The sequence below is a fragment of the Cobetia sp. BL01 genome, assembly GCF_056493605.1.
This window is the reverse complement of the sequence record NZ_JBVBEE010000001.1, coordinates 447,270-461,601: the sequence shown is the minus strand read 5'-3', so window position 1 is coordinate 461,601 and position 14,332 is coordinate 447,270. Positions and strand designations below refer to the sequence as shown.

13 protein-coding genes are annotated in these 14,332 nt (G+C 64.2%); 5 read left to right on the top strand and 8 right to left on the bottom strand.

The features are described 5' to 3' along the window. Nucleotides 1-40: 40 nt before the first annotated feature. Nucleotides 41-517: a universal stress protein gene (locus tag ACZYGA_RS01935; RefSeq protein ID WP_404625071.1), complete on the top strand. Its 477-nt coding sequence runs from the start codon at nt 41-43 to the stop codon at nt 515-517. 243 nt (nt 518-760) lie between these two features. Here ACZYGA_RS01935 and ACZYGA_RS01930 read toward each other — a convergent pair whose 3' ends face one another. The 4 genes from ACZYGA_RS01930 to ACZYGA_RS01915 all read right to left on the bottom strand — a co-directional run bounded on the left by ACZYGA_RS01930 (nt 761) and on the right by ACZYGA_RS01915 (nt 4,796). Next, nucleotides 761-1,519 carry an IclR family transcriptional regulator gene (locus ACZYGA_RS01930; RefSeq protein WP_084208082.1) on the bottom strand — a complete coding sequence of 253 codons (759 nt, stop codon included), beginning with the start codon at nt 1,517-1,519 and terminating at the stop codon, nt 761-763. A gap of 181 nt (nt 1,520-1,700) precedes the next feature. Next, the gene (locus tag ACZYGA_RS01925; protein ID WP_176503114.1) at nt 1,701-2,978 is read right to left on the bottom strand and encodes a TRAP transporter large permease; all 1,278 of its coding nucleotides are present in this window, start codon (nt 2,976-2,978) and stop codon (nt 1,701-1,703) included. Between the two features lie 10 nt (nt 2,979-2,988). Then, nucleotides 2,989-3,570: a TRAP transporter small permease gene (locus tag ACZYGA_RS01920; protein WP_404625073.1), complete on the bottom strand. Its 582-nt coding sequence runs from the start codon at nt 3,568-3,570 to the stop codon at nt 2,989-2,991. After that, complete coding sequence (locus ACZYGA_RS01915; protein WP_170877391.1) at nt 3,570-4,796, bottom strand: TRAP transporter substrate-binding protein; 1,227 nt, start codon at nt 4,794-4,796, stop codon at nt 3,570-3,572. Before ACZYGA_RS01915 ends, ACZYGA_RS01920 begins: the two co-directional genes overlap by 1 nt. Before the next feature lie 361 nt (nt 4,797-5,157). Between ACZYGA_RS01915 and ACZYGA_RS01910 the strand changes: the two genes are divergently transcribed. The 3 genes from ACZYGA_RS01910 to trxC all read left to right on the top strand — a co-directional run bounded on the left by ACZYGA_RS01910 (nt 5,158) and on the right by trxC (nt 8,641). Further along, nucleotides 5,158-6,801: a GMC family oxidoreductase gene (locus tag ACZYGA_RS01910; protein ID WP_404625076.1), complete on the top strand. Its 1,644-nt coding sequence runs from the start codon at nt 5,158-5,160 to the stop codon at nt 6,799-6,801. Between the two features lie 155 nt (nt 6,802-6,956). Further along, nucleotides 6,957-7,946: a YeiH family protein gene (locus tag ACZYGA_RS01905; RefSeq protein WP_240499674.1), complete on the top strand. Its 990-nt coding sequence runs from the start codon at nt 6,957-6,959 to the stop codon at nt 7,944-7,946. 257 nt (nt 7,947-8,203) lie between these two features. Next, the gene (trxC, locus tag ACZYGA_RS01900; RefSeq protein ID WP_077374872.1) at nt 8,204-8,641 is read left to right on the top strand and encodes a thioredoxin TrxC; all 438 of its coding nucleotides are present in this window, start codon (nt 8,204-8,206) and stop codon (nt 8,639-8,641) included. Nucleotides 8,642-8,761: 120 nt separating this feature from the next. Here trxC and ACZYGA_RS01895 read toward each other — a convergent pair whose 3' ends face one another. Beyond that, on the bottom strand, nt 8,762-9,532 hold the full coding sequence (locus ACZYGA_RS01895) for an SDR family oxidoreductase (RefSeq protein WP_404625078.1): 771 nt from the start codon (nt 9,530-9,532) through the stop codon (nt 8,762-8,764). Between the two features lie 467 nt (nt 9,533-9,999). Here ACZYGA_RS01895 and ACZYGA_RS01890 point away from each other — a divergent pair, with 467 nt between their 5' ends. Next, complete coding sequence (locus ACZYGA_RS01890; RefSeq protein WP_077374866.1) at nt 10,000-10,365, top strand: hypothetical protein; 366 nt, start codon at nt 10,000-10,002, stop codon at nt 10,363-10,365. A 150-nt stretch (nt 10,366-10,515) separates the two neighbouring features. On the opposite strand, the gene ACZYGA_RS01885 is transcribed toward ACZYGA_RS01890, so the two are convergent. From ACZYGA_RS01885 to ACZYGA_RS01875, 3 genes are all read right to left on the bottom strand, one after another. Further along, nucleotides 10,516-10,851, bottom strand: coding sequence for a zinc ribbon domain-containing protein YjdM (locus tag ACZYGA_RS01885; RefSeq protein WP_077374863.1), 336 nt, complete (start codon nt 10,849-10,851; stop codon nt 10,516-10,518). A gap of 199 nt (nt 10,852-11,050) precedes the next feature. Further along, nucleotides 11,051-11,962 (bottom strand): hydroxymethylglutaryl-CoA lyase, encoded by a 912-nt coding sequence (locus ACZYGA_RS01880; protein WP_479398311.1) that lies wholly within the window; start codon nt 11,960-11,962, stop codon nt 11,051-11,053. Between the two features lie 6 nt (nt 11,963-11,968). Beyond that, complete coding sequence (locus ACZYGA_RS01875; RefSeq protein ID WP_404625083.1) at nt 11,969-14,230, bottom strand: acetyl/propionyl/methylcrotonyl-CoA carboxylase subunit alpha; 2,262 nt, start codon at nt 14,228-14,230, stop codon at nt 11,969-11,971. Nucleotides 14,231-14,332 lie beyond the last annotated feature (102 nt).

The window sequence follows — 14,332 nt, the reverse complement described above, 5'->3', positions numbered from 1 at the left end:
CGGCACCTGATGCCTCTCATCAACGGCAAGGAGAGTGGATATGCCGGCAGTCAGACGAATCCTGTGTTGTGTGGGCCTGCGCGGAGACTGTGAGCGGGTACTGGCGCGCTCGGTATGGTTGGCGGGCGCGACGGGCGCCGAGCTGCATGTGCTGCATGCGGTGAAGGCGCTGTCGGATGACGTGATGAACACCCTCAAGGTCAACATCCGTCACAAGCCGACGCTGGAGGGCCTGATGCATCAACGGCTCGATCAGGCGAGGGAGAACCTGGAAAAGATGATGGAGGACTTCTGGAGCACCCATGACGACGGCGATCCACGTCCGGTGATCGCCGGGTTGAATGTGGTGGAGGGCTATCCGGCCTCGGAGATCATTCGCTACGCCACGCGCCATGACTGCGACATGATCATCATGGCCACCAACAAGCGCGGCTTCGTGGCCTCCTATGCGGGCAAGGTCACCAAGGGGGTGATCAAGCGCGCCAGCATTCCGGTGGTGGTGGTGCCGACGCCCTGAGCCCAGGGGGAGAGACGCCCCGAAAGAGACGCCTCGAAAGAGACGCCTTGGGAACAGGCGGAGACAGCAAGACGGCATATGAAACAGCTCGCCCCCACAGGACAGTGACTGTCTGCGGGGGCGAGCTGTTTGGGTGTCATGCCAGTCGAGCGATGTCTTTCGAGCGATGCCAGTCGAGTGATCTCTTTCGGGCTATGCCAGTCGGGCGATGTCTTTCGGGCGATGCAGCGGGGAGGTCGTGGGCTAGAGCGTGCCTTCCAGTTCAGTGGCGATCTGGCGCATCAGCGGTGCCCACTCCAGCAAGGACTCGATGGAGTGGCGCAGGCGCGGCGCATGAATCGCCAGGGTGGCCTGGATCTGGCCGACCTCATCGAAGACCGGCACGGCAATCGCCACCATGCCCTGGATGAACTCCTCGTCGTCGGTGCTCAGCTGATTGCGCACCACGGTGTCGAGTGCCTCTTCCAGCGTGGCCCGCGAGGTCAGCGTGCAGGGCGTATGGGCCTCGAGCGCGAGACTCTGCAGCAGCGCGCGGCGACGGTGCAGCGGCATCAGTGCCAGAAACAGCTTGCCGCTCGCGGTGCAGTGCAAGGGCAGGTGCGAGCCGGGGGCCAGCTGGATACGCACCGGCCAGTTGGTTTCCACGCGGTCGTAGTACATCACCTCGTGGCCATCCAGCAGGGTCAGGTTGCAGGTCTCGCCGACCTTCCCGGCCAGTTTCTCCAGCAGCACGCGGCGTGGCGCCTTGAGGCCCTCATTGGCCAGTGCACCCAGCGACATGCGCCGGAAGCGCTGGCCGGGCAACAGGTGACGGCCATCCAGATCCCGGCTGATCAGCTGCTGTTCTTCCAGCTGCTTGAGCAGACGGTGCACGGTGGGCTTGGGAATCTCGAAGCGCTTCTCGAGATCCGCGGCGCTGATGGGGTGCTGAGCGGTGACGACCTCTTCCAGCAGGCCCAGCGCGCGAAAGAGCGTCGAATTCGTGGGAGTGTCCTTGCTCATCTAGTGTCCTCATCCTGCCTGTCGGTGCGTGTCGCGGAAGGTCTCAAGGGACATGTCGGCCGTCAGGTGCAGGTTGGCAGGGCGTCAGTGCATCGATTCATCACGTCAACCGGGAACGGGGGTGTCCGCAGCGGCAATGAGACGAAGACAGCCCCTCGCGGGGCTGTCGATGAGGCTAGTGTTACAGGTTTACCAGGAACAGGGAAAGAGACGGAATCAGACAGATGGCCAGCCAGCAGGCCATCAGGGCGATGAAGTAGGGAATCACGTACTTCACCAGTCTGACGTAGGAGATGCCGGTGATGCTGCTGGCGACATACAGATTGAGCCCGAAGGGGGGCGTGACGAAGCCGATGGCCGCACCGACCAGGAAGATGACCGAGAAGTGGATCGGGTCCACGCCGGCCTGCTGGGCGATGGGGGCGAGAATCGGCGCCAGGATGATGGTCACCGGCAGGCTTTCCAGAATCATGCCGGCCAGCAGGATGATCAGCATGCAGGTGCCAAGCGTCAGATAGTAGTTGTCGATACCGCTGAGCATGTCGCTGAGCGCCTGACCGGCCCCCAGTACCGACAGCAGTTGCTGCATGACCACCGAGATGGCGATCAGCGGTGCCAGCATGCCGGCGATCTGGCCTGAGCGCAGCATGATGGTCGGCAGCTTCTTCAGGCTGATTTCCCGTGTGATCAGCAGTCCCGCGATCATGGTGAAGCCCACGGTGATGGCGGCGGCTTCCGTCGGCGAGAACTTGCCCGAGTAGATGCCGTAGACCACCACGCCGATGGTCGCGAAGCCCAGATAGGCCTTGCGTGCCAGCCTCGCGCTGACGCCCGCCTTGAAGGGTTGCAGCTGGCCCCAGCCATTTCGGCGGGCCACCAGATAGCAGGCGACCATCATCGCGATGACCATCAGGGCGCCCGGCACCATGCCGGCGATGAACAGGTCGCTGATCGACAGATTCATCATGAAGCCGTAGACGATGAAGATGATGCTGGGCGGAATGATGATGCCCACGGTCCCGCCGGAGGCGGCCGTGGCGGCCGCGAAGCGTTCGTCATAGCCATTCTTGACCATCTCGGGCTGCATGATCGAGCCGATGGTGGCGGTGGTGCCGGCGTTGGAGCCGGAAATCGCCGCGAACAGGCCACAGGCGCCGAGGGTCGACATGCCCATGCCGCCGCGCATCCAGCTCAGGGTCGAGTAGGCGAAGTCGGAGAGTCGCTTGGCGATCCCCGCCGCATTGATCAGGTCCCCCGTGAGGATGAACAGCGGCAGTGCCAGCAGGCCGAAGAAGCTCAGGCCCTGGAAGAGGGTGACCCCGACATTGGCCAGCGTGAAGTCGATCACCAGACTGGTGCCGACCACCCACAGGCCGATGACGAGGAAGATGGGCACCCCCAGCAGGAAGAAGGCCGTCACGCCCGCCGTGATCAGGGAGATCCAGATGCTGTCAGTCATGATGACCTCCTCAGTCCATGATGGACGGTTGCAGGTTGAAGGACTCGCCGCGGCGATAGCGCGCCCAGTCGGCGTAGAGATTCTGCAGCACGCGATAGATGATCATCACCCACGCCAGCGGCGTGGCGAGGTAGAACCACCACTGCATGACGTTGTCGGTGCCCGGCACGATGGCGTAGTTGTCATAGGCCAGCGTCACCTGGGTGGTGGTGAAGTAGATCACCATCAGCCCGAAGCCGATCCACAGCGCGGCATCCAGAATCAGGCAGGCGAACTGGCCACCGCGCGGCAGCTTCATGCGGATCTCGTTGAGGCTCAGGTGAGTGCGCTTCTTGACGTTGAGCGAGGCGCCGAACCAGGTCAGCCACAGGAACAGCAGCACCGGAATGCTGGTGCTCCAGGGGGCCTGCAGGCCGAAGAAGAAGCGCCGGATGACTTCGACGAAGATAATGCCGGCCATGCCGGAATAGGCGATCAGGATGACGACCTGTTCCAGATGGGCATCCAGCCACAGGAAGGGACGCGCCCAGGGCGCGGCCTTCTTGATGGCGGGGTGCTTGGTCGGTTGGCTGAAGATGGTGGTATCGCCCATTACCCCCTCCACCAGCGCTGCGGCTTGACGTTGACGGCGGCAGTGTCGCGGGAGATCTCACGCGCGACGGCATGGATTTCCTGATAGATGTCGAGACCGCCGGACCACTTGTTGAGGCGCTCACGCCATTGCTCCCACGGCTCGGGATTGAATTCCGGCGAGCACATCTGTTCGGCACGTGAGCGTTCGGCATCCGACAGCGGTGCCACGCGCACGTTGTTCTCGGCGAAGACGGTGCCGGGGGCGGGGTGCTCGGTGGCCCCGACGATCTCGAAGCGCCCGGCCTCGTTCATGCCCTGGGTGAAGATCTGTGCGCAGTAGGCGGACTCCATCACCTGGTCCTGCAGTTCTGCGCCGAGACTGTCGAACTTGGGCAGGCTCATGCCGGTGTGCTCGGTGCCGGCGAAGAAGCGCAGGTCGACGGCCTGGGAGACCACCGGGGCCATGCCGGCGTAGGCCACGGCGCTCATCCAGGTCTCGGCGCCATCCAGCAGGCCCTGACGCAGGCCATCGAGGGTCTCTTCCCAGGCGACCGGCACCGGATTCAGGCCCAGCTGCTCCATGGCGATCCGGCCCATCTGGGTGCCGGTGACGCGGTTCTTGGTGCCCTTGAGCTGGTCGATGCTGGTGACCAGCGGTTTGTCCTGCCACTTGAGGCCGAGCATGATGCCGCGCAGGTCACAGTGGGTGAACAAAAACTGCAGGTTGTGGCGCTGGCGCAGGGGTTCACGCAGCAGCTGCTCGCTCTTCCTGTGATAGAAGAAGTGGAACATCGAGGCGACGGTGGGGAACAGATAGGCGAAGTCGAGCACGTTCAGGTAGGGCGCGCTGCCCGAGGAATTCTGGGTGGAGGCCGAGTAGATGTCGACGATGCCCTGCTGGGTCTTGGCCACGCAGTCCAGCTGGTTGCAGACCTCGTTGCTGCCCATGAATTCGACGCGGATGGCGCCGTTGGTGCGTTCTTCCAGATCCCTCGCGAAGAACAGCTGGCCGGACTTCTGGATATCGAGATTGCGCTCGTTGAAGCCCGAGGCACCGAAGCGCAGCTGGAACTTGGGCGCTGTCTTGTAGCGTTTCTGCTGCTCCTGATCGGCGGCACGCGCCAGCGTGGACGCGGTAAGACCTGCGCCGAGGCCGGTGGCGGCCAGCAGGGTCGAGGTCAGACCGAAGCGGCCCGAGATGTCGAGAAAGTCACGGCGTGACAACTTGCTGAGTGGCGTTGGCATGGTAGTGCTCCCGGTGTTGTGTTTGCTTTTGTGGTGGGATGCAGTCTGGGCTGAACGCAGTGGAATCTGGTGTTCCCTGGCGTCATGACACCTGTTGGCGTCTTTTTCTTGTGGTGTCTTTTCACACGTGACGAAAGCGAGCGTGTGACTGGATTCCGCTTCGGCTCCGCTTCGGTCCCGGTTCGGCTCCGCTTCGGCTTCGGGGGGCGTTTCACATCCCTTACCGGCGCGAGACAAATCTCAATGTAGGGCAGTTCTTGTGCTTTGGCAAAATAAACGAGACGTTTTGTTTCGTATTTGACGAAACATGCTTTCGATACCATGATTACGAGACAATATGTCTCAATATGGTTGAGAAATAATGAAAACAACACGTTACGCCAATGCAGATGCCAAAGCCTTCTATGACTACATCGTGATCGGGGCGGGTTCCGCCGGTTGCGTACTGGCCAATCGTCTCACCGAAGACCCTTCCATCAAGGTGCTGCTGCTGGAAGCGGGTGGCTCGGACTGGAATCCGTGGATCCATGTGCCGGTCGGGTATTTCAAGACCATGCACAATCCCGCCACCGACTGGTGCTACCTGACCGACCCGGATGCCGGCATCAATGGTCGTCGGCTGCAATGGCCGCGCGGCAAGGTGCTGGGGGGGTCCAGTTCGCTCAATGGCCTGCTGTACATTCGTGGCCAGCGCGAGGACTACGACGACTGGGCCGCCGAGGGCAATCAAGGTTGGGACTATCAGTCGGTCCTGCCATATTTCCGCAAGTCGGAGTGCCAGGCGCGGGGGGCCAACCAGTGGCATGGGGCGGATGGCCCATTGCATGTCTCGGATCTGCGCCTCAAGCGAGAGATCGCCGAGCGCTTCATCCAGGCAGCGGTGGAGGCGGGGATTCCGCTCAACCAGGACGTCAATGGCGAGCGTCAGGAGGGGGTGGGCTATTTCCAGCAGACCACGTATCGGGGCCTGCGCTGCAGCACGGCCAAGGCATTCCTGCGTCCGGCGCTCACGCGCAGCAATCTGACGCTGGTCAAGCATGCTCACTGCCGTCGGGTATTGCTGGAAGGCAAGCGCGCGGTCGGGGTCGAGTACGAGGTGAAGGGCAATGTCTGCTCGGCGCGGGCGGAGCGCGAAGTGGTGCTGTCCAGCGGCGCCATCGGCAGTCCGCAGATCCTGCAGTGCTCCGGCATCGGGGACCCTGAGCATCTGGCCAGTGTCGGGGTGGAATGTCTGCATGCGCTGCCGGGCGTCGGGGAAAACCTGCAGGACCACCTTCAGGTGCGGCTGGTGTTCAAGACCCAGTGCCGCACCCTCAATGATGAAGTGCGCAGCCCGATCAAGAAGCTGGCGGTCGGCACCCAGTACCTCTTCACACGCACCGGCCCGCTGACCCTGGCGGCCAGCCAGGTGTGTGCCTTTACCCAGTCACGCGAGGGGCTGACACGCCCGGATATCCAGTTCCACATGCAGCCACTGAGTGCCGACAAGCCCGCCGATGGCGTGCATCCGTTCTCGGCGTTCACCTCGTCCGTATGCCAGTTGCGTCCGCACAGCCGCGGCCATGTGCGCATCACCAGCGCGGATGCCAGCGTCTATCCCTCCATCCAGCCCAACTACCTCAGTGCCGAGGAAGATCGCCGCGTGGTGGTGGACGCCATCAAGGTGGCGCGGCGTATCGCCCGGGCGGCACCGCTGGCCGCCGTGATCAGCGAAGAGTACGTGCCCGGCGTGCAGTACGAGAGTGACGAGGAGTTGCTGGAGGCCGCGCGCCAGTTCAGCCAGACCATCTATCACCCGGCGGGGACCTGCAAGATGGGCCACGACCCGCTGGCGGTAGTGGATGACGCGCTGCGAGTGCATGGCCTGCACGGATTGCGGGTGGTCGATGCCTCGATCATGCCGGTGATCGTCTCGGGCAACACCAATGCCCCGACCATCATGATCGCCGAGAAGGCCGCTGACATGATCAAGACGGCTCAGCGCGAGATGGCGCAGGCGAGCTAGCAGGTACCGGCATCTGTCATCTTCCAGGGCAGGGCTCAGGCCCTGCCATCCTGCTTGCCTTTTCATGGGATATTCGCGTGGCCAATCACGACAGCTCATCACTTCACGACACATCGACACCGCCTCCCCGTCTGTTGCGGAATCTGGAAGGGCGCGTGCGCATCATCATGCCGGGCCTGCTGATCTGCATCCTCATCGCGCTGGCGACCACCTTCATCGCTGATCATTACGGCGGCCCGACGCTGCTGTATGCCTTGCTGTTCGGCATGTCGCTGCACTTTCTCTCCGAGGACGGACCCTGCAGGGCGGGGATCGAGTTCGCCTCCAAGACGGTACTGCGCCTCGGCGTGGCGCTATTGGGCGTGCGCATCACGCTGGAGCAGGTCGCAAGTCTCGGTGTTGGCCCGGTGATCACGGTGGTGCTCGGGGTGGTGGCCACCATCGTGTTCGGCGCGCTGCTGGCGCGCGTGATGGGGCTGGACCGTGACATGGGGCTGTTGACCGGTGGCTCGGTGGCCATCTGCGGTGCCTCGGCGGCACTGGCGCTGTCGGCGGTGATGCCGCGCAACGCCACCAGTGAGCGTCACACCATCATGACCGTGGTCGGGGTGACGACCCTCTCGACCGTGGCGATGATCACCTATCCGCTGATCGTCAGACTGCTGGGGCTTGAGGATACCGAGGCCGGCATCTTCCTCGGCGGCACCATCCACGACGTGGCCCAGGTGGTGGGGGCGGGCTACATCATTTCCGAGCACACCGGCGATGTCTCCACCTTCGTCAAGCTGCTGCGCGTGGCGATGCTGGTACCGGCGGTGATGGTCTTCATGCTGCTGTTCCGCAGTGCACGCCAGGCCAATGGCGATGAGGGGGGCAAGGTGCCGATGTTCCCCACCTTCCTGATCGCCTTCGTGGCTCTGGTGCTGATCAACAGCCTCGGCTGGGTGCCGAGCGTCGCCGTGGAAGGCTTCACCGACCTCTCACGCTGGTGTCTGGTGGCGGCGATTGCCGCGCTGGGCGTCAAGACGTCGTTTCAGAAGCTGGCGGTGGTGGGCTGGAAGCCGGTGATCCTGATGGTGGTGGAAACCCTCTTCCTGCTGGTGCTGGTGACGCTGTGCATCAAGTTCGGGCTGGCCAGCGTGTGACCTGACGGCATGGGGCGCACGGGGGATGAACGACACGGGCCCTGCCATGACTGGCAGGGCCCGTGTCGCCGATGAGGGAATATCCCGAGGGGCAGATGCCAGCCCGTGAGCGGCTGATACAGCCAGCCAATCAGGGCGATAAGATGCCTCAATTGCTTATCGGCCCACGAGTCGTATGATCTGCGCTATCAGTACGTGTCTGACGCTGAGTCGTCAGCGCAGCGCGCCGCGCATCCCCATTCTTCTGGAGTCCGATCATGTCTGAATCCCTCGTGCTGGCCTGTCCGCAATGTCTTGCCCTCAATCGTGTGGCTACCGCGCGTCTGGATGACAATCCCGTCTGCGGCAAGTGCAGCGCCGCCGTGCTGCCCCAGGAGCCGCTGGAACTGACCAGCGCCAACTTCGAGGCACTGGTCACGCGCAGCGAGATGCCGGTGGTGATCGACTTCTGGGCCAGCTGGTGCGGTCCGTGCAAGATGATGGGGCCGATCTTCAATGAGGTCGCGGCGCAGATGGGTACCCGCGTGCGCTTCGCCAAGATCGACACCGAAGCCCAGCAGGCGCTGGCCGGTCGTTTCGGCATCCGCAGCATCCCGACCCTGCTGGTGATGAAGCAGGGCAAGGAGCTGGCGCGCGAATCCGGCGTGATGCAGGCCGGTCAGCTCAAGCAGTGGCTGGCACCGCACGCGGTGTGACCAGGGCCCGCGTGCGAGAAGTCCGCAGTTGAGCGTTCAGGGAAACCCGGACGCAGCTCAAGAACTGACAACGCCTGACGTGCAATCGCGTCAGGCCTTGTCGTATCGGGCCTTGTCGTATCAGTCGGCATAGATCATCTTGCGGGTCATGCCGCCATCGACGACATGATTCTGACCGGTGATGAAGCCGGCCTTGTCCGAGATCAGGAAGGCCACCAGCGCGGCGATGTCATCGACATGGCCGACGCGTCCAACGGGATGCTGGGCGTGGTCTTCGTCACTCAGCGACTCCGCCTCACCGTCCTTCTGCAGGTGGCTTGCATCGATCCAGCCTGGACTGACCGCATTGACGCGAATCTCCGGCCCCAGGCTCATCGCCATGGCGTGGGTGAGGGCGACGATTCCGCCCTTGCTGGCGGCGTAGGCTTCGGTATCCGGCTCGGATTGCAGGGCGCGGCTGGAGGCCAGATTGACGATGCTGCCGCCGGTCTCGCGCAGATGGTGCGCGGCGTGCTTGGCGGTCAGGAAGCTGCTGGTCAGGCTGGTATCCAGTACCTGATGCCAGCGTTCAAGGGACAGTTCCTCGAGCGTGCCCTGGAAGGGGTCGGCGATCGCGGCGTTGTTGATCACGGCGTCCAGGCGCCCGAAGGCCTGGCAGGTGGCCGCGATGCTGGCGGCGACGGCGTCTTCATTGCGCACATCCACGGCCTCGACGCGCAGGCTGTCCGGCTCGCCGTGGGTCGCGGCGTGGCTCGCCAGATACTGCTCGCCCGCCCGGGCGTCGATATCCACCACCGCGACTCGCCAGCCACGGGCGAGCAGGTAGTCACTGATGCCGCGTCCGATTCCCTGGGCACCGCCGGTGATATAGGCCACTTTGCGTGTCATCATCGTGAAGTCTCTTGCGTTCTGGGTGGGGAATGTCCTTCATGGTCTCTCGTCCTGCCGGGTCTGCCACGTCGTTTCCGACGTGGCGCCGGCCTTCGACATGGTGACCCTGACCTGTGTCCTGATCGAGAGGATGACAAGCGGGGCATGCGAAAGCATGACGTGACGAGACATTGCCATCATGCCAGCTACTGGTCGAGTGCCCCGTGGCAGACGCGACGACCTGATGAGACTGGCTGATTCTGTTGGTCTGTCCGCCTTGGCGACTTATCGCTTCGTCTAACAGCTGTCACACTTGGCACTGAAGTATTCGGAACTTCGCATTTACCCCCTCGCGAGTGGTGATCCGTCGTCTGGCCGTGTCAGGGGACGGGAACCCCTGCGCGACAGGATTGCCTGAAAGACGCCATCCCCGAATTTTCAGGAGCGCTGCCCATCACGGGAAATGGGCAGCGACATGAGGAACGAACATGAAGGATCACAGGCAACGCGGACTGATGGTGGGCGTGGCGATGCTGCTGGCGCTGGCGAGCGGCTGTGACGAGCTGGGTGCGCCGCGCCCTGCCAGTGTCACCACGCTGCTCGAGCACTCGGAGGCCTGGCAGGGCGAGCAGGTGGCCGTGCAGGGCAGGATACGCAGTGAGCAGGTGCCGGAGCGCTATTGGCTGGAAGGCGCCGGGCAGCAGCGTATCGAGCTGCATCCCCCCGAACGCATCGGTGCCTATCTCGGGCGCGAGGTCCAGATCAGCGGTCGTTTCGAATTCAAGGTGGGTGGGCAACGGCTGATCGAGATTTCCAACGTCACGCCCCTGGACAAGCCGACTCCCAAGCAGTGAGTGCTCACGGACCCCCGGCGAGAGCGGGTGTCTTGGAGCATCAGCGCATGAAGCCCCGCCAGAGCAGACTCTGGCGGGGCTTCATGGTTCATGGCTCATGGCTCATGGCCCATGACGCTTCTCTGGTGTCGCCAGAGGCACTCGGACCGCTCAGGCCTTCTTCACGAACATGGACTTGAGCTTCATCGGGCCGACGCCATCCACCTTGCAGTCGATGTCGTGGTCCCCTTCGATCAGGCGGATGTTCTTGACCTTGGTCCCGACCTTGACCACGGAGGAGGTGCCCTTGATCTTCAGGTCCTTGATCACGGTGACGGTGTCGCCATCCACCAGCTCGTTGCCGTTGGCATCACGATAGACCGGCCCGGTGTCCTCGACGACGGCTTCCTTGGACCACTCGTGGGCACACTCCGGGCAGACGAACTGCATGCCGTCGTCGTAGGTGAATTCGGAATTGCAGGCCGGGCAGTTGGGGAGGGCGCTCATCTCGGTGTCCTGAAGTCTGTCCCGCTTGTGTCGTGCGCCTGCGGGGTGCGCGGCGCTCAAGGCAAGGACATGCGATGGAAAGGCGCGCATCGGGCTCAAGCGGTGCGCGGAAGCCGGCAAGCCTACACCGATTGCGGGCAGATGGCCCGCTGCTGCGGCGCTTGGTCGCAATTCCGGCGGCAACCTTCCCCGCTCGCCATCAGCCGTTCGCCATCAGGGCCTGGCCGACGCGTGAGCCATTGGGGCGCCCTAGCTTGCGGCTGATCCAGTCGCCGGTCGCGGCCAGGCGTGCCAGATCCACGCCAGTGTCGATGCCCATTCCCTGCAGCAGATAGAGCACATCCTCGGTGGCGACATTGCCCGAGGCCCCCTTGGCATAGGGACAGCCCCCCAGTCCGGCCACCGAGCTGTCGATCACCGCGATGCCTTCTTCCATCACCGCGTAGAGGTTGGCAAGCGCTTGCCCATAGGTGTCGTGGAAGTGGGCGGCGAGGCGTTCGACCGGCACCTCGCGGCTGACGCGTTCCAGCATCTGCTTGGCCTTGAGCGGGGTGCCGGTGCCGATGGTGTCCCCCAGCGAGACTTCATGACAGCCCATGTCACGCAGCTCACGCGCGACCGCCGCGACCTGCTCAGGGGCAATCTCGCCCTCGTAGGGGCAGCCCAGCACGCAGGACACGTAGCCGCGCACACGCACGCCGGCTGCCGCTGCACGCGCCATCACGGGGGCGAAGCGCTGGAGAGATTCCGCGATCGAGCAGTTGATGTTGCGCTGCGAGAAGGACTCGCTGGCCGCACCGAACACCGCCACCTCACGTACGCCACACTCAAGCGCCGCCTCCAGTCCCTTGAGATTGGGGGTGAGGGCGGAGTAAGTGGTCACTCCACGGGTGTCATGCTCGGCCAGTGCCAGCATGATCTCGCGATGGTCCGCCATCTGGGGTACCCAGCGGGGGGAGACGAAACTGGCGGCTTCGACATGGCGCAGGCCCGAGTCGGCAAGGCGCCAGATCAGTTCCAGCTTGGTCGTCGTATCGACATGGGCGGGCTCGTTCTGCAGGCCATCACGCGCGCCGACCTCGACGATACGTACGCTGTCAGGAAAGTGCATGCTCACTCACTCCTTGGCATCGTCAGCCGTGAATTCCAGCAGCACGTCACCCTGGGTGACGCTGTCGCCGGCACGGAAGTGGAACTGCGCGACTTGACCATCGGCGGGCGCGTTCATGGTGTGCTCCATCTTCATGGCCTCCATCACCATCAAGGGCGTGCCGGCCGTCACCGCGACGCCAGCCTCGACCAGCTGGGCGACCACGGTGCCATTCATCGGGGCGTTGAGGGTCGCCTGGGTCTCATGCTGCGCGTGGTCGACGGCGTCCGCGCGGCGCCACAGCAGGCGTGACTCGGACGGGAGTGCGTCGCTGCTCTGCGCGCAGGTCAGCACCAGCAGCTCGCCGCCACGCGCCGGGGCGTGACTGGCCTGATAGCGACGACGGTGCCCGTCCAGCGTCACGGCGATGGCATTGCCGGCAAGACGCGACAGGTGGCCATCAAGGCGTTTCGTCTGGCGCTTCCCGTGAGAGTGGGTGCTCACTTCCAGCTGCCAGCCCGAGGCAGGCACAGGGGCGTCGTTCACGCTCGCGGGCCCGCCCGAGGCACGTGGGCGGCGGGCGATGACCTGGGCCACCTTGTCGCTGTGTTCCTCGCATTCGGCGTCCCCGGGCAGGCAGAACGCCAACGTCACCTGGTGGGGCGTGCCATTGCGCCAGCCATCACGGCGCTGCCAGGGGCTGGCGGGCTGGGTCGTCGCGGACGAGCCAGACGCGTCATCGCTGTCATTGAGGCGTGCCAGGGCCAGCAGGGCACTCGTCGCCAGCGTGCCGGGGTCCAGCTCAGGCGTCGGAAACAGACTGGCGTGGTGACGCTCGATGAAGCGGGTATCCAGATGGGCGGCGCGGAAATCCGGATGCGCCGCCAGTCGCGTCAGGAAGGCACGGTTGGTGGTGACGCCACGGACCTCGAGCGCCGCCAGGGCACGCAGCAACACATCGAGTGCCTGTTCACGGCTCGGGCCGAAGGTGATCAGCTTGGCCAGCATCGGGTCGTAATGCATCGAGACGTCATCGCCCTCGGCGACGCCGCTGTCCAGACGCACCTTGAGGGCCGTCGAGCCGGAGGCCTGTTGCGCGCTCTCGACCTCGGCACCGGCAAGTCCGGCACCGATGAGATCCAGTCGGAAGCGTTCCAGCAGACCGGTGGCAGGCAGGAAGTCGTTGTCGGGGTCCTCGGCATAGAGCCGCGCCTCGAAGCTGTGACCCTTGAGCTCAAGCTCATCCTGCTGGCGGGGCAGTGGCTCGCCACGCGCGATGCGCAGTTGCCATTCGACCAGGTCCTCGCCGGTGATCATCTCGGTGACGGGATGCTCGACCTGCAGACGAGTATTCATCTCCATGAAGTAGAAGGCGCCATGGCTTTCGCTGCCGGGCTGCGGGGCATCGAGCAGGAATTCGATGGTACCGGCGCCGACGTAGCCGATTTCCCGTGCGGCGCGTACCGCGGCCTCGCCCATCTCGCGGCGCAGTGCCGGTGTCAGGCCGGGCGCCGGGGCTTCTTCCAGCACCTTCTGGTGACGACGCTGGACACTGCAATCGCGCTCGAACAGATAGACGCCACTGCCATGACTGTCACAGAACACCTGAACCTCGACGTGGCGCGGCTGGGTCAGATACTTCTCGATCAGCATGCGCTCGTCGCCGAAGGCCGCGCGGGATTCGCGTCGGCAGCTGTCCAGCGCTGCCTGGAATTCCCGAGCCTGCTCGACCACGCGCATGCCCTTGCCGCCACCGCCGGCGCAGGCCTTGATCAAGACCGGGTAGCCCATGCGGTCGGCTTCGGACTGCAGTAGCGCGTCACTCTGGTCATCGCCATGGTAGCCGGGTACCAGCGGCACGCTGGCGGCCTGCATGCGCGCCTTGGCGGCCGACTTGTCGCCCATGGCCGCGATGGCACTTTCCGGCGGGCCGACGAAGATCAGTCCGGCCTCGGCCAGGGCGCGCACGAAGCCGGCATTCTCGGACAGGAAACCATAGCCCGGGTGCACGGCATCGGCGCCACATTGGCGGGCTGCCGCGATGACCTTGTCGACATCCAGATAGCTCTCCCTGGCGCTGGCAGGGCCGAGGCGCACGGCTTCGTCGGCTTCCCGCACGTGCAGGGCATTGGCATCGGCATCGGAGTAGACCGCAACGGTCTGGATGCCCATGGCGCGAGCGGTGCGCATCACGCGGACCGCTATCTCACCTCGGTTGGCGATCAGCAGCTTGCGGATCTCACCGCAACCGGTGGGCAGTCGCTGTTCAGTATCGCGATTGACGTTCATGGCAAGATCCCGTGGCGAAGTGGAAAAAGGGGGCGGTCGCAAGGCGCGTCTCAGCAGAAGACCGAGGGTGGCTCAGGACGTTGTCCGCGAGTCGATGAAGGG